Source organism: Candidatus Pelagisphaera phototrophica, from assembly GCF_014529625.1.
In the GTDB taxonomy this organism is placed as follows: Bacteria; Verrucomicrobiota; Verrucomicrobiia; order Opitutales; family Opitutaceae; genus Pelagisphaera; species Pelagisphaera phototrophica.
Map to the genome: position 1 here is coordinate 3,300,017 of NZ_CP076039.1, position 21,226 is coordinate 3,321,242.

At 48.9% G+C, this 21,226-nt stretch carries 15 protein-coding genes and 1 pseudogene; 6 read left to right on the forward strand and 10 right to left on the reverse strand.

Annotation, left to right across the window (positions count from 1 at the left end):
• Positions 1-5: 5 nt before the first annotated feature.
• Positions 6-596: a CDP-diacylglycerol--glycerol-3-phosphate 3-phosphatidyltransferase gene (pgsA, locus tag GA004_RS14145; RefSeq protein ID WP_283394526.1), complete on the reverse strand. Its 591-nt coding sequence runs from the start codon at positions 594-596 to the stop codon at positions 6-8.
• Positions 597-712: 116 nt separating this feature from the next.
• Between pgsA and coaD the strand changes: the two genes are divergently transcribed.
• Entirely contained in the window at positions 713-1,189 is a 477-nt protein-coding gene (gene coaD, locus GA004_RS14150) for a pantetheine-phosphate adenylyltransferase (RefSeq protein WP_283394527.1), read from the forward strand.
• A gap of 219 nt (positions 1,190-1,408) precedes the next feature.
• Positions 1,409-2,041 (forward strand): annotated as a pseudogene (locus GA004_RS18025) (MOSC domain-containing protein); the annotation flags it as partial.
• Here the strand turns inward: GA004_RS18025 and GA004_RS14165 are convergent.
• The 7 genes from GA004_RS14165 to menC form a co-directional block, all read right to left on the reverse strand.
• Positions 2,042-2,872: an inositol monophosphatase family protein gene (locus GA004_RS14165; protein WP_283394528.1), complete on the reverse strand. Its 831-nt coding sequence runs from the start codon at positions 2,870-2,872 to the stop codon at positions 2,042-2,044.
• Positions 2,873-3,369: 497 nt separating this feature from the next.
• Complete coding sequence (gene groL / locus GA004_RS14170; protein WP_283394529.1) at positions 3,370-5,007, reverse strand: chaperonin GroEL; 1,638 nt, start codon at positions 5,005-5,007, stop codon at positions 3,370-3,372.
• A gap of 48 nt (positions 5,008-5,055) precedes the next feature.
• Positions 5,056-5,364, reverse strand: coding sequence for a co-chaperone GroES (locus GA004_RS14175; protein ID WP_283394530.1), 309 nt, complete (start codon positions 5,362-5,364; stop codon positions 5,056-5,058).
• A 110-nt stretch (positions 5,365-5,474) separates the two neighbouring features.
• Complete coding sequence (gene dnaK / locus GA004_RS14180; protein WP_283394531.1) at positions 5,475-7,424, reverse strand: molecular chaperone DnaK; 1,950 nt, start codon at positions 7,422-7,424, stop codon at positions 5,475-5,477.
• A gap of 196 nt (positions 7,425-7,620) precedes the next feature.
• Positions 7,621-9,369, reverse strand: a complete 1,749-nt coding sequence (gene polX, locus GA004_RS14185) for a DNA polymerase/3'-5' exonuclease PolX (protein ID WP_283394532.1) — start codon at positions 9,367-9,369, stop codon at positions 7,621-7,623.
• A gap of 88 nt (positions 9,370-9,457) precedes the next feature.
• Complete coding sequence (locus GA004_RS14190) at positions 9,458-10,858, reverse strand: AMP-binding protein (protein WP_283394533.1); 1,401 nt, start codon at positions 10,856-10,858, stop codon at positions 9,458-9,460.
• Positions 10,843-11,844, reverse strand: coding sequence for an o-succinylbenzoate synthase (gene menC, locus GA004_RS14195; RefSeq protein ID WP_283394534.1), 1,002 nt, complete (start codon positions 11,842-11,844; stop codon positions 10,843-10,845). The genes GA004_RS14190 and menC overlap by 16 nt, the downstream gene beginning before the upstream one ends.
• A 100-nt stretch (positions 11,845-11,944) precedes the next feature.
• On the opposite strand from menC, the gene guaB reads away from it, so the two are divergent.
• Entirely contained in the window at positions 11,945-13,513 is a 1,569-nt protein-coding gene (gene guaB / locus GA004_RS14200; RefSeq protein ID WP_283394535.1) for an IMP dehydrogenase, read from the forward strand.
• A gap of 178 nt (positions 13,514-13,691) precedes the next feature.
• Positions 13,692-15,260: an adenylosuccinate synthetase gene (locus GA004_RS14205; protein ID WP_283394536.1), complete on the forward strand. Its 1,569-nt coding sequence runs from the start codon at positions 13,692-13,694 to the stop codon at positions 15,258-15,260.
• Positions 15,261-15,271: 11 nt separating this feature from the next.
• Here the strand turns inward: GA004_RS14205 and GA004_RS14210 are convergent, their stop codons facing one another.
• Positions 15,272-16,219, reverse strand: coding sequence for a 2-dehydropantoate 2-reductase (locus tag GA004_RS14210; protein WP_283394537.1), 948 nt, complete (start codon positions 16,217-16,219; stop codon positions 15,272-15,274).
• Positions 16,220-16,920: 701 nt separating this feature from the next.
• Between GA004_RS14210 and GA004_RS14215 the strand changes: the two genes are divergently transcribed.
• Entirely contained in the window at positions 16,921-17,583 is a 663-nt protein-coding gene (locus tag GA004_RS14215) for an HAD family hydrolase (protein ID WP_283394538.1), read from the forward strand.
• Positions 17,584-17,586: 3 nt separating this feature from the next.
• Positions 17,587-19,773 carry an SF1B family DNA helicase RecD2 gene (gene recD2, locus GA004_RS14220; protein WP_283394539.1) on the forward strand — a complete coding sequence of 729 codons (2,187 nt, stop codon included), beginning with the start codon at positions 17,587-17,589 and terminating at the stop codon, positions 19,771-19,773.
• 173 nt (positions 19,774-19,946) lie between these two features.
• On the opposite strand, the gene GA004_RS14225 is transcribed toward recD2, so the two are convergent.
• Complete coding sequence (locus GA004_RS14225; RefSeq protein ID WP_283394540.1) at positions 19,947-21,224, reverse strand: beta-ketoacyl-[acyl-carrier-protein] synthase family protein; 1,278 nt, start codon at positions 21,222-21,224, stop codon at positions 19,947-19,949.
• Positions 21,225-21,226 lie beyond the last annotated feature (2 nt).

Below are 21,226 nucleotides of genomic sequence, written 5' to 3' on the forward strand. Positions count from 1 at the left end.
AAAGCCTATCTATCGCCTTCTAGAAATACGAGTTCACCATACTTCTTGAAGTAATTGGCACCCGAATACAGCGTCATGAATACGCATAGTCCAAAAAGTATCAACCCAATCCAATTCAGAGTTTCGGCAGTTTGCACCGCCCACCCACCAGTGCCAGAGCCAAAGTCTTTTCTAAAGACGGCCTCGAGCAAGAAGGCGCCTACCGCCAAAATTTGTGTAACCGTTTTTTGTTTACCTGAACTCTCAGCCGACACAACGACCCCTTTGGTTGCCGCCACTAAACGCATGCCCGTGATCATAAACTCTCGACCAAGGATTAAGAGAACAAGGAAAATATGCACTTGCCCAATATCCACCAGGGCAATCATCAAACCGAGCATCAGAATTTTGTCAGTCAACGCATCCATGAGAATACCAAAGTTCGACACGATCCCTTGCTTGCGAGCAACGTACCCATCTAGCCAATCAGTCAACCCAGCGATCACGAACATTACAAAAGCGCCGGTCGCCGCCCACATAAAGTCCTCCCGCATGAGCCACACAATCAGGAACATCAATGGGATCCGCGAAAGTGTTAGAATGTTAGGTAGATTCATTAAACCGCACTCAAAAGCTATCTATCGTCAAAGTAAAGCTTGAGAGACAGCGAATCCGGTAGATGTAAACATTTCGTTGCAAAAAACTTACCTATAGATTCCCATCGAGGCGGTTTATGAAAGTCTGCATTTACCCAGGTACCTTTGATCCCATTACACACGGCCATTTAGACGTTCTCGAGAGAGCGTGTCGCCTCTTTGACAGTGTGATCATTGCGATTGCCGAAAACCGTGACAAAAAGCCGTTTTTCACAGCGGAGGAACGTCTAAACCTTGTAAACCAAAACATAGAGCAATTCCCAAACGCCTCCGCTATGGTTTTTAGCGGTTTGCTTATCGATTTTGCCAAGGCTCAAAACGCATCTGTCATTATTCGCGGACTAAGAGCCGTATCCGATTTTGAATTTGAGTTTCAAATGGCAAACATGAACCGGCACCTCGGACCTGGAATCGAGACGATTCTAGTAATGACCAAAGAGGGCTATAACTACACCAGCTCTTCCTTGGTTAAGCAAGTGGCCGAGTACGGAGCAGACGTAAGCGAATTTGTTCCGAGTAATGTGGTCAAAGCCCTCAAGGCAAAGCTAGGATAGCATTTCGCAGGCTGGCAACGTCACCGCGGGACCAGAGCAACCGTCCGGCGAGAGGAATACCCGGAATGCCCTTCGTATCCTAATTGCATTTATACCCAATGAAGTCATGCCACCCAGTTGACGTGGGTTCGTTTTCGCTCGATCCGCTCGGACCGAAGGTGGATGGTCGTCGCGAACAATAAGTCGAGAACGTTTCTCAGTCAGTGAACCCATCCACGACTCGCTTTGATCGATGTTAAAATCATCCACGAAGGGACTATTGAGCTCAGTCTCCCAAACTGCTCAACCATCCAAGCCACCATTCAACAGGCCTCCCCTACCCAAAAGACAGCAACCGTATGGGGTAGCCAAGTCGTCGCCCAAGATGCAGGAGATGCGGTTTTTAAATGGCTAAGCCGATTCCTAAAAGAGGATGTTCGCCTCTTAGGAATCGATCGCAGCTACCAGAGGTTCACCAGGAATTCTGATATTGATCAAACGAGCTTGGCCGACGGCTACCCCCTCCTGATTATATCAGGACCCTCTATGGATGACTTAAACGAACGCCTCGACTTTCCTATCGGGATATCCCGTTTTCGTCCCAATATTGTTGTAGATGGCTGCGACCCCTTTGACGAGGACTGCTGGTCTCATATCAAAATCGGCGATTGCCTCCTTAGGGCTTCAGGTCCCCGCACCCGATGCGTGATCACGACACTCGACCCTCAGACTGGACAAGGCCATGGGAAAGAGCCACTCCACACTTTAGCTCAATATCCAAAGACAGAACAAGGTGTCATTTTCGGCCAAAACTTTACCAACGAGTCTAAATCGGGGCAAATTGAAATTGGTATGGAAACCCAGATTCTTTAGCTAGGAGTTATCCCCGGCAAGAATCGACATCATTTCATCGTATAGATGGGGATTGGTTGCCAGATTAGCGTATCCACGTATCTCAGGCAATTCATCCCTTTTGTTTTCGTCGAAAAAGCCATATTTGGCCCCCGCTTCAATCGCGATCAATTTCCCAGCACTCAGGTCCCAAGCTTTGAGATCCTCTTCGTAATAACCGTCGATACGACCACATGCTACCCAACAAAGGTCAAACGCGCAAGAACCGGACCTCCTTATGTCTCTACATCTTTTCCGTATATCTCCTAGTCTTGCGACCAACCGGTCAATTCCTCCCCACCCATGCGGAAATCCGGTCGCGACAAGAGAATTCTCAAGATGATCCGTATCACTCACGTGTATGCATTCATCGTTTAAGAACGCGCCATCATTCTTAATACTCACAAAAATCTCTCCAAGCGCGGGGCAATTCACAACCCCTACCTGAATCTGGCCCTTCATGCAAAACGCTATCGAAATGCAAAACTGAAAGTGACCTCGGGCATAACCGACGGTGCCGTCAATCGGATCGATAATCCAGGTTGGACTTAACAAGTTAGGGCGGGCCGCGGCTGCCCCTTCTGACTCTTCGGTCAAAAAGACGTGTTCGGGATAGGCTTCGCGAATCCCATCTCTAATCAAGTCATTCACTTCCAAGTCTGCAGATGTGACGAGTTCAACGCTTTGCTTATAGCTTTGCGTCAATCCACCATCGCGCATCTCCATAGCTCGATCACCGGCTTTGAGGGCGAGTTTTTTAGCGAAATCCCGTATCTCTCGTAAATACTCTTTCGTTGGAGGCGATTTTATCATGATGCCAATGTTGGAGCGACTAGGGTTTCCAATGAAACAGCGAACATGCGAGCGAATTCGCCCAAAGGAGTGCCACTCCTTTCGATTAACTCTGCTTTTCCTTACTAGACGACTTCTTGCTGGGTGGAAGCAGATTCAAGATTTCCTGCTGCTGCTGATCAAATATAGATAACGAAGACTAACTTCATTCTGTTTTGCATTCAGACACCGTTCTCCGCCCAAAGCTCCCTTTCGCAAGATTCTGACGCACAATCGCCTGAACCAACACTAAATGTTAGCACGCAGCTGTTCACCTTGGAGCAGCAAGACCTAGTATATCAATCTGTTCCTGTTGAGTGCTCACTCTGGTTCCTTGAAGTAAGATACATCATTTCAATGAGGGTACACGCATCATTCAATCAAACCAATAGCTTCGTTTCAAAGAACTACCAAATCGTACAAAAAAAGCGACTCCCTCATGGGAGTCGCTCGTAAATTGTCCTTAATCTGAGCGTTGATTACATCATGCCACCCATGCCACCCATACCGTGGTCATGACCACCGCCCGCTGGGGCCTCTTCCTTCTCAGGAATATCGGTAATCATACATTCGGTCGTGAGAAGCAGACCAGAGATCGACGCGGCGTTCTGCAGCGCGGAACGTGTCACCTTGGTAGGATCTACGACACCTGCCTTGAGCAGATCCTCGTATTTATCCGTGGCTACGTTGTATCCCATGTTACCTTCGCTCTCGTTGATCTCCTTAACGACAACGGATCCTTCCACTCCTGCATTTTGACAGAGTAAACGGATAGGTCCTGAAACTGCAGTCTTGATGATCTGGGCACCGATTTCCTCGTCACCTTTCAGATTCAGCTCATCGATCGCGTTCGCAGCACGAATGAGAGCAACCCCTCCGCCTGGAACGATACCTTCTTCAACCGCAGCACGAGTCGCATGTAGCGCGTCTTCAACACGAGCCTTCTTCTCCTTCATTTCAGGCTCTGTTGCAGCACCTACATTAATGACGGCAACCCCACCTGCAAGCTTAGCCAAACGCTCTTGAAGCTTCTCGCGATCGTAGTCTGAAGTGGTTTCGTCAATCTGGCGACGAATTTGCTTTACGCGACCTTGGATCTCGTTAGCCGCACCTCCGCCTTCGACCATAGTCGTGCTTTCCTTGTCGATCTTTACACTCTTAGCTTGTCCGAGGTCGCTGAGCTGAACGTTTTCGAGCTTAATACCCAAGTCTTCAGTAATGCAACGTCCACCTGTCAGAATTGCGATATCTTCGAGCATCGCTTTGCGGCGGTCACCAAAACCGGGAGCCTTTACCGCACAGACGTTCAACGTTCCGCGAATCTTGTTAACCACGAGAGCCGCAAGCGCTTCGCCTTCGATATCCTCAGCGATGAGGAGGAATGGCTTACCCGTCTTGGCAACTTCTTGAAGTAACGGAAGCAGGTCAGTCAATGCACTGATCTTCTTTTCGTGAATCAAAATGTACGCATCTTCTAAAGAAGCTTCCATCGACTCGTTGTCGGTCACGAAATAAGGAGAGAGGTAGCCCTTGTCGAACTGCATACCCTCAACCACATCGAGATTCGTCTCAATTGATTTTGCTTCCTCAACGGTGATTGTTCCGTCTTTGCCCACTTTGTCCATCGCGTCAGCGATGATGTCACCAATCGTCTCATCCCAGTTTGCAGAAACCGTAGCCACTTGCTTGACCTCTTCGCGCGACTCAACCGCCTTCGAGATATTGGACAGCTCCAGCACTGCTGCCTCGACTGCTTTGTCAATGCCACGTTTGAGGTAAATTGGATTCGATCCTGCCGTTACGTTTTTGAGTCCCGCACGGTAAATGCTTTCAGCCAAAACGGTAGCCGTTGTAGTACCGTCACCAGCTGCGTCAGAAGTCTTAGAAGCGACTTCGCGCACCATCTGGGCACCCATATTTTCGTAAGCATCAGGGAGTTCGATTTCCTTAGCTACTGTAACACCATCCTTAGTTACAGTAGGAGAACCGAATTTCTTGTCGATAACGACGTTGCGGCCTTTTGGCCCCAAGGTTACACTGACCGCTTTCGCCAGAGTTTCGACGCCCTTAAGGACGGCGTGACGAGCGGATTCATCAAATAGCAATTGTTTAGCCATTGTCTTTATTTTTTAGATACTATTGGTTAATTGGTTAGTTATTTTCTCTTAGGACTCAATGACTCCGAGGATATCATCTTCGCGAACCAAGAGGTAAGTTTCGCCGTCGATTTTGACTTCAGTTCCACCGTACTTGCTGGTGAGAACGCGATCGCCAACTTTCACGTTGAACGGGACTAGTTTACCGTCACCGTCTTTGGCTCCGGTGCCAAGGGCGATCACTTCCGCCTCCTGTGGCTTTTCTTTAGCAGAGTCCGGAATGATGATACCACCACGAACTTGCTCGTCTTCATCAACGTGCTTGATTAGCACGCGATCTCCTAGAGGTTTTACTTTTACTGATGTTGATGCGCTCATATTGAGTTGTTTCTTATGTTAGATTAGTTGTTTTAGATATATATATTTATCACAAGGAAACGAGTAACCGGTTCGGTTAATCGAACCCGCTACTCGAAATTCATTTTTGGCTACTTCTTCTCGTCGTCATCAACGACTTCGAAATCCGCGTCCACGACATCCGCTGGTTTTGGTTCGCCTTTCGGAGCCTCGCCACCTTCAGGAGGAGGACCACCCGCTGCGCCCGCCATGTCATTCATGTCAGGCATACCGCCTTCGGCTGCCGCCGCTTGATAGAGATCAGCGCCGAGCTTGCTCAAGTCTTCCAAAGCTTTCTTGATTTGGTCAGGATCTTCCGACTCGAGGGCTTTTTTCGCATCTGCGATTCCTGCTTCTATCGGGCCTTTCTTGTCGGCTGGCAACTTGTCCCCAGCCTCGCTCATTGTCTTTTCCATCTGGTAGATAGTGCTATCAAGCTGGTTCCGGTTTTCTACACGCTCCCTGAGGTTTTTGTCCTCTTCCGCATGAAGCTCCGCATCCTTGGTCATCTTTTCGATGTCGTCCTCCGAAAGTCCACCCGATCCTGTAATCGTGATGTGCTGGTCCTTACCGGTACCCTTGTCTTTCGCTGAAACATTTAGGATGCCATTCGCGTCGATATCAAAGGTAACTTCAACCTGAGGAGTACCACGAGGCGCTGGTGGGATTCCATCCAAGTGGAAAGTCCCCAAAACCTTGTTGTCGGTCGCCATGGGTCGTTCCCCTTGAAGCACCTTGATTTCAACCGAGGGCTGGTTATCTGCGTAAGTTGAAAATGTCTGAGATTTTTTAGCTGGGATCGTAGTGTTGCGTGGTATCATCGCAGTCGATACGCCTCCGGCAGTCTCAATTCCCAAAGTCAATGGAGTGACGTCAAGCAGCAAGACGTCGCGAACATCTCCCTTGAGAACCGCTCCCTGAATTCCTGCGCCAATAGCAACAACTTCGTCCGGGTTCACACCTTGGTGGGGTTTCTTTCCGGCAAGCTCTTCCGCTATTTCGACAACCTTTGGCATTCGGGTCATGCCACCCACGAGAACGAGCTCGTTGATCTCCGATGCCGAAAGATCCGCATCGCGCAAACAGTTTTGGAATGGCACCCGGCAGCGAGAAAACAAGTCATCCGTGATCTGCTCCAGTTTCGCTCGAGTCAATTGGATGTTGAGGTGCTTTGGTCCGGACGCATCTGCCGTGATAAAAGGTAGGTTTACATCGTAGGTGGTCGCAGATGACAGAGCGATCTTCGCCTTTTCACCTTCTTCTTTAAGGCGCTGTAGGGCCATCGGATCGCCTTTGAGGTCGATACCATTTTCTTTTTTAAATTCATCGACCATCCAGTCTATAATCGACTGATCCCAGTTGTCGCCGCCCAACATGGTATCGCCATTGGTCGCTTTCACTTCGAAAACGCCATCACCGATTTCCAGAATCGATACGTCAAAGGTACCTCCACCCAAGTCGAAGACCGAAATTTTCTCGTCGCTCTTCTTGTCGAGACCATAAGCCAGCGAGGCCGCGGTTGGTTCGTTGATGATACGGAGAACATCGAGACCCGCAATCTTGCCAGCGTCTTTAGTCGCCTGACGTTGACTATCATTAAAGTAGGCCGGGACCGTAATGACCGCTTCGGTCATCGACTCACCCAAATAGGCTTCTGCATCCGACTTAAGCTTCGCCAAAACGAAGGAAGCAATTTGCTCAGGAGCGAACTGCTCCGTCTTGTCGCCCACTTGACATTCGATAAAGGCGTCACCGTTGTCAGCCTCAACAATCTTAAAAGGAATACCCTCCGCTTCCGAAGCGACTTCAGCAAACTTACGGCCAATCAGCCGCTTTGCCGAAAATATTGTATTCTTTGGATTGGTAACTGCTTGGCGCTTTGCAGCTTGGCCGACTAGCCTTTCGCCAGCCTTTGTAAACGCAACGATCGAGGGAGTCGTGCGTGCACCTTCTGCATTCGGCACAACGACTGGCTCATCGCCATCCATAACTGCCATGCAAGAATTCGTAGTACCTAAATCGATTCCGAGTACGCGTCCCATTCATACCCCTTAGCAAAGCCCGTACCACTGCTCATTATTAAAACTTTAGACACTGTAAATCAGTAACTTATGACTCATATCCGTTATTCCCAACTCGACTGGATCCGCCTGCTTTCAGCCAAGATGTCTCACTTTGTGTCACACTTCCCCAGAACTGTGACACTTAGAATGGCACACAATTGCGGATAATCCGCTTCTAGCAGGTAAGATGCAGGCGCTTGCCAGCGAGTATCTTCACAACCTCTGTTAGAGGCTTGGTGTTGATTACATTGTCTTCCGTCAGCCAGCCTTTGCGCGCTACATTGACTCCTGACTCGACAAAGGCGAAGTGATCCGTCGAGTGGGCGTCGGGATTAATGCTAGTTAGAAGCCCCTTCTCTGCCGCTTTCCTCCAAAAGCGCCAGTCCATGTCGAGTCGATAGGGGTTCGCGTTTAATTCGATGACCACCCCATTCGCAATCGCAGCGTCAATTACCTTATGTGTATCTAACTTGTAAGCCTCTCGCTTCAGGAGAAGCCGCCCTGACAAGTGACCCAGCATCGTCGTTGCCGGATTTTCAATTGCTTTGATTATCCGCGCCGTCATCTCCGCTTCCGATTGAGAAAAAGAGGAATGAACCGAGGCCACAACGTAGTCCAACTTCATCAGTACCTCTGAGTCCAGGTCGAGGGAACCGTCCGGAAGGATATCGCATTCATTTCCCGAGAAAACGTGAGTGCTAAATTTGTTCGATGCATTGAGATCCTTGATACGGCTAATCTGGTTCAGAAGTCGCTCCTCATCCAATCCGTTTGCCTGAAAGCTCGCTTTCGAGTGATCCGCAACCCCCCAATACTCCCAACCAAGATCCTGAGCGGCAGAGGTCATTTCCTCAAGAGTCGCACTACCATCGCTGGCCGTCGTGTGATTATGAAACACGCCGCACAATTGTTCGACCTCCAAAAGCGGTGGAAAGCCTTTCCCCTCCGCCGCTTCAATTTCCCCCAAACCCTCTCTCAGCTCAGCAGGCACAAACTTCAAATCGAGGAGCATAAACAGATCCGATTCGCTTTCTGCCTCAAGACTGCCCTCGAAGGACTCAGCCTCAACCGGCTTCAACCCCCACTCGCTCAAACTGAGGCCGCGGGCGAGGGCTCTCTGCCGCATCTGGACGTTGTGATCCTTAGAACCCGTGAAATGATGCAAAGCGAAACAATATTGCTTAGACGGAACTACTCGGAGGTCTGCCTGCAGCCCACTCTCAAATCGCACACTCGCCTTCGTTTCCCCTTTTGCTGTAACTTCCTTAACATGGCTTTGGGAAACAAACCAATCCATAACGGGGCCCGGATTGGATGAGGCCACAATGAAATCCAAGTCACCAACGTGTTCACGCCTTCTTCGAAAACTACCGGCATGCGATGCCTTTTCCACATCTTCCAAAGCCAGCAATCCATCTAAGATCGGTGCTGTAATTTCCCGAGCGCGCCACCACAAGTGCCGTTTCCCATAGGCCTCCCGATTCTTGATACCTTCGACGATTTTATCCTGAGATTTCTTGCCAAATCCCTTCAGTTCCGCTACTCGATTATCGTCACAGGCCTTCTGCAGTTCTTCAATCGAGGAAACACCGATCGACTCGTTCAGGACCTTGATCTTTTTCGCGCCTAGCCCCGGTATCTCTAGCATGGATACTATACTTGGCTCGACTGAGGCCTTGAGCTTCTCGTAGAATTCGAGCTTCCCATCCGCGTGGAGCGTTTCTATTTTCTCGACCAACGCTTTACCAAAACCCTGAATGTCCGCTAGCTTGCCCTCAGCGATTAGCTCATCCAAGTCTTCTTCAAGCGTCTCCAACTTCCGCGCTCCATTAGAATAAGCACGAATTTTGAAAGGATTCTCACCCCTCAACTCCAACAAGGTAGAAATGTCGTTCAGCACATCTGCGATTTCCCTTTTTGTCATCCATCGACGTTAGTGGAGCACTTTAAAATAGCACGTTGAAAATTTCGAATTCATATCCCGAGTCAGGTAATGAACCACACCATCTTCTTCATTCGTTAACCTGCCTGAGTCGTTCCACAATAGAATCCAACAGGATTTTGCCTGCCTCGTTCCGCGGCAAAGCGCTTAGCCTTAACCAGGATTTCGGGAGCTTAACCTTGGGCAAATGTCTCGCCATGCGATCAAGAAATTCCTCCTCCCCCAAGTCCTTGTCCTTGGGCACGTACGCCACGCACAGTCTACTTCCCCATTCCGGGTCCTCAATACCAAACGCAACGACATCTTGAAGTAGATCCGATTCCCAAAAGGCTTTTTCGACTTCAATAAGACTAATATTCTCACCCCCAGAGATTATAACGCGATCCAGACGCCCATGAACGAGCAACTCGCCACTGGGTCCCATTGTTCCCAAATCATTGGTCAAGTATCTCTCACCAGTCTTTTCGTCTTCATTATAATAACCCAAGAACAAGGAAGCAGACTTGATTAGAATACGCCCGACTTCAGGTCTAGACTCGACCCGCTGGTCTAGGGGAATGATTCCTAGTTGAGCATGGGGCAGAGGAAAGCCCTGGCCCGACTTTCCCATTAAAAATGAATCTGGCATCAAGGTCGCCACCATAGACGCAGTCTCCGTCATCCCATAAGTTGGCGCCAAATGCAGCTTGTGGGTTCGACTCAATTCCAATAAGCCTTTCGAAATAGCTCCACCCCCTACAAAAATAGCTCGATAGTTTCTTAGAGCATCTATTCCTGACCCGCTCTTTAGCAATCGATGCAATTGCGTAGGCACTAGAGAGACAAAGCAGCCGCTCTTAGACTCTGCACTGAGCGATGAGTAACTCTTGTGGAAATTCGAAATCGATCCAAATACGATTTCCCCTCCGCTCACCATAACGCGAACTAATTGCATGAATCCACTCACGTGATACAATGGGAGAACACAATGGGTGCAAATGCGCTCCACTCCAAAGAAGTCTTGAAACGCTCTTACCGATGCTAACAGGGTTGCATCAGAATGGATAGCAAATCGGACCTTTCCTGAAGTTCCCCCAGTCGGAATCATCATTCGAAATCCACTCTCGAGATCATCGTTCCCCTTTTTATCGAATGTCTCCGTGATTACTTCAATAGTTCCATCGCTTCTATTACCGACGACCCACTGAGGGAGAGCAATTTTTCTAGCTATTTCATTCTCACTCTGACTCCAGCTTGGATTAAACAAAAAGAGGTCAGTTTCGCGACTAGCCAATGCGGAAAAAACCGCGCAAAACGTTTGTGGATCAGCAGTTTGCAAAGCCACGCTAAAACGACTTTCTTTCGCCTCCTCCCTCAATTTATTCACTAGGGAAATAGCTCCTTCCGAGACATCTTCCCATGTACCCAAAAACTGGGGTAAAGAGTGTTTGCTAAAGCTAAAATCTGCTAATTCTTCTATATTTGATTCCACAACTCTTCGAGTTCTTCCAATTCAGGGAATCCATTCGAATCCAAGCAAGGTCCGAGATCGATCGAAATTCCTTCATCCGCAAACAAACCACCTACTCCAAAACCCAAAGCCCTTTTGAGGGGGCCCGATTCGAGTGCAATTGACAAAGCGTGCGACATTCCAATTTTAGTTTCCAGTGAACTAGAAAAGACGAGCGAACTGGGATCTTCCGTTTTCAGTTCATCAACGAGCGATGCATAGGATCCCGCTAACGACGGTTTAACAACGAGCAAACCCGGCCAATGTTCGTCTTTCCAACGCTTTAAGTCATCCACCCGCACTACAGATTCGTCCAACGCGATGGTGGTGGGATAATCGTTTCCTAGCTTAAGCATCGTCAATTCCTCACCTTTCGACATCGGTTGCTCGAAGAATTCTACAGGTAAACCTTCCAAGCTTTCAAGCCACGTCCTGGTCAACTTCAAATTAAAGCCCCCATTCGCATCGAGTCGCAAACGAATAGAGCCCTCCGTCAATTCAACGATCTCCTCCAATGCCCGCCTCTCTAGGGTGAAGTCTTGCTTGCCTAATTTGAGCTTCAAGCACGAATAACCATCCCCTACTAGTTTTTCGATTCTCCCCCTATCTCCGATATCTGGCAAAAGTCCGGAAACTTCTATTCGTTCAGAGAACTCCGGCCAAAGCGGATCCCTCCCTATCATTGCTAGCGCTGCCTCCAGTCCGAATCGGACACAAGGATAGTCAATGACTTGATCCGAGACTTTCTCGTATTCAATTTCTCCCTCTAATTGAGAGCACACTGCCAAAGCTGAGACCAGCGATTCCGACCCAAACGACTCTATTGGAGCGATCTCCCCAAAACCAGTTTGCCCGTCCTTATCTCGCAACCGAATGAGAATCCCCGCCCGTTTCGGCAAAGAGTCCGTCGCCGTAGAGTATGGATCGGCAAATGATCTCCGGTATGCCTTGAACTCAAAATCAACCATGGGTTGCGACTCAATCCATCGGTTCGCTATTACGCCACCTTTTTTCTTTTAATGAACGCAAAATACTTGATTCCCCAATTCAGTCTCTCTAAGAGGGACTATGACCAGCCCGAGCAAAGAAATCTTTGACGAAAACCTTTTCTACAAAAGCGCCTCTGCGTTTTTCAACGAGCAAAAAGAAACCGCACTCACGTACGACGATATTTCACTCGCCACCAACTACAGTGAGGTTCTCCCAAGGGACACGAAATTAGAGACGAGCCTATCGGACCAAATCAAGCTAAACATCCCGATCATCTCATCTGACATGGACACGGTCACCGAATACCGGATGGCAATCGCTATGGCAACCAGCGGCGGCATGGGGATCATCCATTACAATATGCCTTATCGGGAACAAGTCTCTCAGGTAACAAGGGTCAAGTACCACATCAACGGTCTGCTTCCCAATCCCATAACGGTCCAGCCCGAGCAATACATCGGCGACGTAATCGAAATGATCGATGAAAAGGGCTACAAGTTTCGCACGTTTCCCGTCACCGAAAAGGACGGTAAGCTCGTTGGCCTACTTGGCAGCCGCGTTGTCAAAGCTCGGTACGGGCATATAAAAGTGGCTGAAGCCATGGATCCCGCCTCGACGGTGCTGACTCTTCATGAGAACGATATCAAGCCGAATCCTATCGATGTAGCCGACAAATTTTTCAGCAAACACCTTGGCATCAACAAGCTTCTCGTTGTCGACGATGCCCATCACCTAAAAGGGCTCGTTAGTATTTCAGACATCGAGCGGATCAATGCAGAAAAGCAGAGCGTTCTAAAGCCCGCCCGCGATTCGGACTTCCGCCTGTTGGTAGGCGCTGCGATTTCTACCGTCTGGAAAAAAGACGGCTCGCTAGACAAAGATGCCATCCTTGAGCACGTCACCAATCTCTGTAACGAAAGAGTGGATGCAGTCGCTGTCTCTGCAGCGCACGGCCACAGCACGGGCATCGGGCAAGTGGTCAAATTGCTGCGAAGCGAATTTCCAGATCTTACCATCATCGCCGGCAATGTAACCTCTGGTAGCGGCGTAGAGTACTTAGCCGACTGCGGCGCGGATGCGATCAAAGTCGGCCAAGGGCCAGGCTCCATTTGCACGACGCGAGTCGTGGCCGGCGTTGGCATTCCTCAACTCTCCGCCCTTTACAATGCTTCCCGGGGCGCAGAAAAGAAAGGCGTTCGTATAATCGCGGACGGGGGAATCACCAAGTCAGGCGATATCGTTAAAGCCATGACTCTTGCAGATTCGGTAATGCTCGGAGGACTCCTCGCCGGAAGCCCAGAGGCACCCGGGGAAATTATCGAGATAAACAACAAGCTCTATAAGGAATATCGAGGAATGGGTAGCCTGAGCGCGATGAAAAAAGGCTCAGCTGCTCGCTACGGACATCTCAAAAAAGACACAGCACGAAAACTGACCGCAGAAGGGGTTGAAGGAATGAAAGAGGTTCGCGGATCCGTGTTGAACATTTTGGCAGAGATGTCGGGAGGGCTTCAGGCTGGGATGGGTTACAATGGTGCCAAAAACCTAGAAGAACTAAGGGATAAAGCCCGCTTCGTTAGAATTAGTTCTGCCGGGATGAAGGAGTCCGCTCCGCATGATGTGATCGAGGTAGCAAAGCGCAGCTAGTTTGCCTCTCCCGCAAAGGGAGCGATTGACGCCCCTCTAAACTTCAACCGTTACTTGCGCCGATCTCAACTATTCAGATGTCGGATCGGCAAAGGCTGGAATCGAGTCAACATCGGTGGCACCTTATACCGTTTGGCGAGAGGAGAGGATTAAGGCACCTCCAAATCTAAAATCTACAATGGCACTCACAAAATTTAAGAGCAGATTAATAGCGGATTGCGGCATAAGCATGGGTGATGAAGGCAAGGGCCGCCTCATATCCGAAGTCATCGAAGAACTTCGCATCGACACAGGTGAATCGTCGCCCGTGGAGGTTGTCATCAAAATCAACGGGGGAGCCAATTCGGGACACACTGCTGGTGGATTGAAACTCAATCTTCTTCCCGCAGGGGTTGTCGACCAATCGGTGACGTTCCTGGCCATCGGAGCAGGAGTCGTCGCAGATCCTCGCAAGTTTTTGTGGGAATTAAAACCGGTCGACGCCAATGGCTACCGGGTCACAGAGCGACTGGTCATCGATGAGCGAACAATGGTTTCGGATCTCACTCATCGACTACTCGATCTCGCATGGGAATGGTACCGGGTGAATCTGATAAATGAAGAACCCCGCGGAAGCACAGGAAGAGGAATTACGCCATCCTACGTCGATGAAGTTAGCCAATTCCAAATTTTCTACTGCGACTTTCTTTGTGGAAAAGACCGCTATCATTCAAAGCTTTCCCAAAAGGCGTTGCGCGCTTGCTCGACAATACAGCATGTTTGCCAGGCATCGGAAGAAGCATGGAATGGATTCTTTGATTCGTTAACCCAAGCCGAGACTCGAGCAAATGCCGATGCGATTGAAGCAGGTCTGTTCGAGAAAAGGGAATTTGATTTTAGCCGCTTCAAGGGGAGCGCCCCCTTCACGCTCAATATGGATGAATTAATCAATGTCTACTGGGATGCCGGACAATCGCTGAAAGACAACATCGCAGACGTACGAGAGATAGTCAGAAAGGCCGAAGTGTCTGGGAAGTACGTCATCGGAGAATACGGCCAAGCTTACTGGCTCGATAAACGGCAAGGGTTTTCACCCAACGTCTCGGCCTCGCACACCTACGCTCCCGAGTTCTTTAACTCCGCCTGTATTCCCGTTCAACCGCTACATGTTTTTGGAGTGGCAAAAGCTTATGACACCAAAGTGGGCACCCACGTTTTCATCACACAAGTAGATGAGCCCCACCCCCTGTTCGACCGGCTAAAACGAATTGAATTCGGAACCTCAACGGGACGTCAACGAAAGGTGGGTTGGTACGATGCCGTGGAAAAAGCGGACACCTTGCGATACGGCGGATACGATGACCTCATGATCAACAAGATAGACGCTCTGGGTCATGACTCCAACTGGAAGGGCAACCTGAAGATCTGCATCGCCTACCAAGACGAAAACGGAAATCGCGTCAATAGAGTCCCGCGCGACGAGACTTTTAGAAGAACGCTCGTACCGGTCTATCAAGAATATGCTGGCTGGGATTCCGACATCTCGAAAGCTCGAACATTTGCGGAGCTGCCCACTGAAGCGAAGGCCTACGTCGCAGGGATGGTTCGAAGTGTACTCGACTCTGCCTTTTTGGGCCAAGATTGGCCCCCTTCTTTACCTAATCTCCGCTATTTAGGGGTCGGTCCGATGCCGAGCCAGATCATTAAAGATATTCCAGATACGGTTTCCCTGCTAAAACACGATCGACCGATAGCCGCCACAGTTTGAATCCGCAGGGATTAGAATTGTTGGTCGCAGCAGGTAATTCGCAGCAGACGATAAAGCGTCTCCAGCTTTGGCATGTCTTGACCGACCTTTAAGCCCTGCCGTAGGGGCTCTCCCCAGATCGCCTCCACTTCCACGCTTCTGCCGGCGAGAAAGTCTAACAAGCTTGACGGACTGTATTCACCCAACGACTTCGTAATTTCGAATTGTCGCTCAACAAGTTTACGATCGATGCTCAAACCCAAGGCGGAAGATGCTCCCAATAATTCTTCCATAAGACCTCTCGCCAATCGATTGAGTCCCTCGTCCGCAAGAATCAAATCAGTGGTAATTTTTCCCGCGACGATGGACAATCCATTGAATGGCACGATCCAGAGCAGCTTTTCCCATCGCATCTGGTCAATGTTGGGGGAAATCCGACAATTTAGTCGTGCCCTATTCAGCATTTCACCGATTGTCTTCAACTTACTTGAACTCGCCTTTCCCTCTTGTGAGAGGACGATGGACCCTAACAGGAAATTTTCCACAACACCTGGCTCTACTCTATTAAGGCAAATATAGCAGGTTCCGCAAAAGAGTGGATTGTCCGGGAAGTACTTTCTGAGAAACTCGATGTTCCCAAGCCCATTTTGCAGACTCAGAATCGCCGTCTCCGGTGCGAGAATGGGTCGAAGCAGTTCTGGCAGGAACCTGTTCGATACCGCTTTCACCGCCACAATCACTAGGTCCACCTTTCCGATATCCTGTGAGTTCCGATAAGCTTTTACATCGTTCAACTGAAAATGACTGTCACGAGCTCTAGTTCTGATTCCATTTCGCTGTACCGCGTCATAGTCACTTCGTAAAAGATAGCGTATGTCTTCACCCGCCTTTTGCAGTCGACTTCCATAATATAGCCCAACGGCCCCAGATCCCACGACCGCGATTCTCATCGATTCTAAAGACCCGTTTTCGTGGTCCATAACCCGTAAATACCTGCTACAAATCCCCTTTTGCTAGGTTTCTTCACAATTTCTCCAGCCCGTTGCTGATTTATAGGATATTCAGCACAAATCCGAAGGTATGGAAGCGATATTATGCCTAAATATGTAAAAAATCGGCCTTAACTCGCTTTTTGAGGCTAAATTTCAGAGGTCAAAGTACCAGAAAGAGAGATATATTCAAAATTAACAAGTCAGTGGTACAGTTCTTCTGTATCGAAACAGGTTCTTTCAATCTATTACTAATATATGACTTACAAACACTTACAAAATTCAAAATAAGTATCTGGCTCAATTCTCCAATCTCTGCTTCATCTTGATATTCTTCTGTCTCCAAATAGTCCAAATTTCTCCCTGAAAAACAGCGTCGCCCATCTCTGATTCTACTTTTTACAATTCTCAATCGGCTGCTTTGGCACAATCAGGTAACACCGATGCCACTAAACCCCTTGCTAGAGCGGAATTTACTTAGTTACTCTCGAGTTATTCACATCCAACCAGGAACACATGGAAACAAGGGCTTTTCAAAATCCGTCTGTCGCTATTTTCAGCAAAGTTCCTCATGGAAAGCTCAATATTCCCGTGTCAAGAGAGCAACACTTCTGGATATGGAAATAAAGATTGAATTGGTTTGCCAAGCCACTGTCACTGGCAAATGCAGATTCTCCCAACCCACGATCTGAATGGCAAATAACACTAGTTTACGCGATCTGCAGGCGGTTCTCTTTGATATGGACGGTACCCTTGTTGATCATTTCGAGACCATCTATCGCTGCTACAAGTATGCTGCAGAGAAACTGGGGAGACCAGCTCCGACCTATGATGCTGTTAAAAGAGCGGTTGGAGGTTCAATGCCCGTTACCATTCGCAGTTTCTTCGCCGACACTGAATTGGAAGCGGCCATGAAATTGTGGAAAGAAAAGTTCGACGAGATTCACCTGGAAGGAGTCGTTCTGCTACCAGGTGCGAGGGATCTGATTCAGGCCGTTAACCAGCACGACATTAAAGCTGCGGTGTTTACCAACAAGAGCGGAATACATACGAGGAATATAATCGAATCGCTCGGCTTGTCCGATTCGTTTTCATTAATTCTCGGAGCCCACGATACCCATTACAGAAAACCTGAGCCAGAACTATCGAGTATTGCTCTCGATCGCCTCGACGCAAAGCCCGAAAAGGCGATTTTGATCGGTGACTCGCCCTTTGATATTGAATCGGCTCATTGCATCGGGATGACAAGCTACTGCGTTTCAACCGGATCTCACTCCAGTCAAGAGTTAATCGATGCGGGAGCCGATAAAGTATTCGAGAGCTTGCAAGAAATTGCAGATAGTCACTTTAGTTAGTTTGTGTCTCAATCAACATCCAGTGAAACCCTCAAGGGTGTACTCGAGCGCATCAAGTATTCGAATGATGAAGACGGCTACTTGATTGCTAATCTTAGACCTGAAAACGCAAAGAACGCGGTCACGATCGTCGGCAAATTTCCAGGCGTGCAATGTGGCGAAACCTTAAAGGTTACAGGAGATTGGTCCCGGCACCCTGCCCATGGTCCTCAATTCAAAGCAACTCAGTTTGAATCCGAACTCCCGGCCAGCGTTTTTGGAATTCGCAAGTACCTTGGAAGCGGCCTAGTAAAGGGAATATCCAAAGGCCTAGCAGAGAGAATCGTAGACCGATTCGGTGAATCTACGCTCAAGGTTATTTCCGAAGAATCCGCCCGACTACAAGAGGTGGATGGGATTGGAAAACAAAGAGCTAGTTCAATTAAAGAAGCTTGGGACGAGCAGAGCCATATCAGGGACCTTTCCCTTTTCCTCACTCCTTATGGGGTATCGCCGTCTCAAATACTTAAGATCTATAACGAATTTGGTTTTGTTGCAGCCGATCAAATAAAGGAAAACCCATATAAGCTTGCTCGAGAAATTCGAGGTATTGGCTTCAAAACCTGCGATCGCATCGCTATCAATATGGGGATTGGCAACGACAGTCCGCAGCGCGTAGACGCGGGCTTAGAATTTGTCATGCAAGAGCTGCAAGACGAAGGCAACACTGCATTTCCAGAGAACGAACTCATCGAGACCGCAGTCGAGAAATTGGAAATTGACAAAGCGGTAGCCAAAGCAGGACTGGAACGTGTATTTACCAATCGTATACTTTCTAAATTTGAGCCCGAGGGCTTAACCACCTACTGGCAGCTTCCGTTCAATCATCGAGCTGAGGAACAAATTGCCCAATCCGTTATCCGTATTCAGAGCCAACCCAGCTGCCTTCCTCCTATCAAACGCCAGAAAGCAGTTGAGTGGGTGCAGGATAAAGCCGGTTTTGAATTTGGAGAACGCCAAGGGGAAGCCATATCCATGGTATTGTCTCACAAACTCTCAATATTAACCGGTGGACCTGGAACCGGAAAAACAACGATTCTTCGCGCTGTTGTAAGTATTCTCAAAGCAAAGAAGGTTCGGGTGCTTCTGGCTGCCCCTACCGGGCGAGCGGCCCAACGCTTGTCGGAAACGACGGGAGCTTTCGGACAAACCATCCATCGTTTATTAAAGTTCGACCCCGCGGAAGGTTCTTTTACGGTCAACGAGTCGAAACCACTCAGTGCCGACTTCGTAATCGTCGACGAGGCGTCCATGTTGGATACACGACTTGCCGCTAGCCTTTTCCAAGCCATTCAAACGGATAGCCATCTGGTTCTTGTCGGAGACATAGACCAGCTTCCCTCTGTCGGAGCGGGAAACGTGCTCAAAGACCTGATCGGTTCAAATCGAATTCCTGTGACTCGCCTAGATCAAGTTTTTCGGCAAGCTGAGCGGAGCAGTATCGTACATTACGCCCACGCTATCAACCAGGGGCAGGTTTCAATACCTGCAACTGTAGAATCCGCTCGCGATCTCGTGGAAAATAAAGACTTCCAGTTCTTAGCCGCTTCAAACCAATCAGAGTGCTCCGAGAAGATCCTCAAGGTATTCACCCACTTCGTCAGAGGTACGCTAGGCTTAGATCCCATAAACGACGCCCAGACTCTGGCCCCCATGCATAAAGGAGAAGCGGGAGTTGGGAATTTGAATACCCTCTTGCAAGCGTCCCTGAATTCCGAAACCGAGTCTATGCCTTTTGGTTTTTTAACGTACAAACGGGGTGACAAGGTCATTCAAACTCGAAACAACTACGACAAGAGCATATTCAACGGTGATATCGGAATCATCAGATCCATCGATGGAATTAATGGAATTGTAAAGGTAGACTTTGACGGCAATGTAGTGGACTACGAAAAGCCGGACCTCATCGATCTATCGCTCGCCTATGCAGTGAGTATCCATAAGTCTCAAGGCAGTGAATATCCTGTAGTTATTATTCCTTTACTAAAGGCTCACTTCATGATGCTTCAACGAAATCTAATCTATACAGCTATAACACGCGGAAAGAAAAAAGTCATAATCGTGGGGGACCCGGCAGCTTATGCCATGGCGACAAACAATGCGGATTCAAAGTCTCGAAGCACTAGACTAAAGGAGAGGCTCACCCTCTAGCCTATTTTTCATTTGGTAAGTCGTAAAGGTAGGGCACGACGACCCGACCTGCCGGTCAATCCGCTCAACAAACGCGGCTCGTCGTGCACTAACTGCGGTGCCAGAGCTTTCTCACCCACATACGCGCAGAGAAGCGACCGACTAATTGAAATTCTATACCGAACCAGACTTACTCAAGGTTTCTTGAGAATCAGCACCACATTAGAGCCTCCAAAACCGCTGCTATTGCTCAGCGCAATATTCGGGGCCACTGTCTCGGTCCTACGAATAACGTTCAACGCCTCAAACTTAGGATCCAAGTTTTTGATATGGGCGGAACCCGGAGTGAAGCCCTCTTTTATGGCAATGCTGACGAGAACTGTTTCCAGGGCACTGGCGAGACTGAGCCCATGTCCTGTAATCGCTTTTGTACTACTAATTCTTGGGCTTAAGCGCTTGGACGAAAATATGGCATCCAAAGCTTTCCCTTCGCTAGCGTCCCCAATAAGCGTTGAGGTTGCGTGGGCATTAACATAGTCAATCTCGCTTGCTGTGATCCCGGCCGTTCGGAGAGCGTTCTCAATCGCCCTAACCAAGCCTACGCCTCCAGGATGCGAGATTGCGACATTGTGGCCATCGCTTGCCTGTCCCCATCCGAGCAACTCTGCGTAAGGTTTGACGCCCCTACGCCCAACTTCGTCTTCACTTTCAAGAACAAGGACCGCTCCACCTCCAGCGCTAACAAAGCCATTTCGCTCTTGGTCAAACGGACAAGACGCCCTCTCGGGTTTACTCTCCAAAGACAACGCCCTCATACCGGTAAAAGGCACGACACTTTCGTAGTTTACGTCCTCACCCGCAGCAACAAACATTCGATTTTGCCTTCCAGAAGCGATGTCATCAAAGGCGTATCCCAGAGCGTGCCCAGAAGAGGCGCAGGCAGATGAAAACCCACACGAATTGCCCATAATCTTAAAGCAGGCGACCAGGTTGAAACTCAAGGTCCCGGAGATGGAAGAAACGATTCCTGTGGGAGAACAGCGCATGGGACCCACTTCCCGCATACGCTTCATGTTGTTGTAAACCATCCGCGTCGAACCCGCCGATGCCGTATAGATCCCAGTTTCGCTATTTGATACGTCTAAATCAGAAAGAGACGCATCTTCAATGGCCTGCTTCATTGCACAATAGACGTAGACACCATGCGGCGCTAGACCACGTAATTCTTCTCTCCGAATCTTATATCGATCGGGATAGGTCCAATCTTCAGAGTCTAACGAATCAACTTCAAATCCTTTTGGAGCCGAAATCAGTTTTACAGCGTTCCGCGGATCGTCTTCAAAAGGGGGATACACAGGAAATGAGCTAAATCCATGCTTAAGCTTTCTAAGATTTTCAGAGACAATCTCCACGTCATTGCCGATGCCACTGATTACCCCAACCCCTGTTATGAATACTCGCTTTAGTTCCATCC

Excerpts from the sequence above, each read along its gene's own strand:
- pgsA (WP_283394526.1), bottom strand. The coding sequence starts at position 596 with ATGAATCTACCTAACATTCTAACACTTTCGCGGATCCCATTGATGTTC.
- coaD (WP_283394527.1), top strand. The coding sequence starts at position 713 with ATGAAAGTCTGCATTTACCCAGGTACCTTTGATCCCATTACACACGGC.
- GA004_RS14165 (WP_283394528.1), bottom strand. The coding sequence starts at position 2,872 with ATGATAAAATCGCCTCCAACGAAAGAGTATTTACGAGAGATACGGGAT.
- groL (WP_283394529.1), bottom strand. The coding sequence starts at position 5,007 with ATGGCTAAACAATTGCTATTTGATGAATCCGCTCGTCACGCCGTCCTT.
- GA004_RS14175 (WP_283394530.1), bottom strand. The coding sequence starts at position 5,364 with ATGAGCGCATCAACATCAGTAAAAGTAAAACCTCTAGGAGATCGCGTG.
- dnaK (WP_283394531.1), bottom strand. The coding sequence starts at position 7,424 with ATGGGACGCGTACTCGGAATCGATTTAGGTACTACGAATTCTTGCATG.
- polX (WP_283394532.1), bottom strand. The coding sequence starts at position 9,369 with ATGACAAAAAGGGAAATCGCAGATGTGCTGAACGACATTTCTACCTTG.
- menC (WP_283394534.1), bottom strand. The coding sequence starts at position 11,844 with ATGGTTGATTTTGAGTTCAAGGCATACCGGAGATCATTTGCCGATCCA.
- guaB (WP_283394535.1), top strand. The coding sequence starts at position 11,945 with ATGACCAGCCCGAGCAAAGAAATCTTTGACGAAAACCTTTTCTACAAA.
- GA004_RS14205 (WP_283394536.1), top strand. The coding sequence starts at position 13,692 with ATGGCACTCACAAAATTTAAGAGCAGATTAATAGCGGATTGCGGCATA.
- GA004_RS14210 (WP_283394537.1), bottom strand. The coding sequence starts at position 16,219 with ATGGACCACGAAAACGGGTCTTTAGAATCGATGAGAATCGCGGTCGTG.
- GA004_RS14215 (WP_283394538.1), top strand. The coding sequence starts at position 16,921 with ATGGCAAATAACACTAGTTTACGCGATCTGCAGGCGGTTCTCTTTGAT.
- GA004_RS14225 (WP_283394540.1), bottom strand. The coding sequence starts at position 21,224 with ATGGAACTAAAGCGAGTATTCATAACAGGGGTTGGGGTAATCAGTGGC.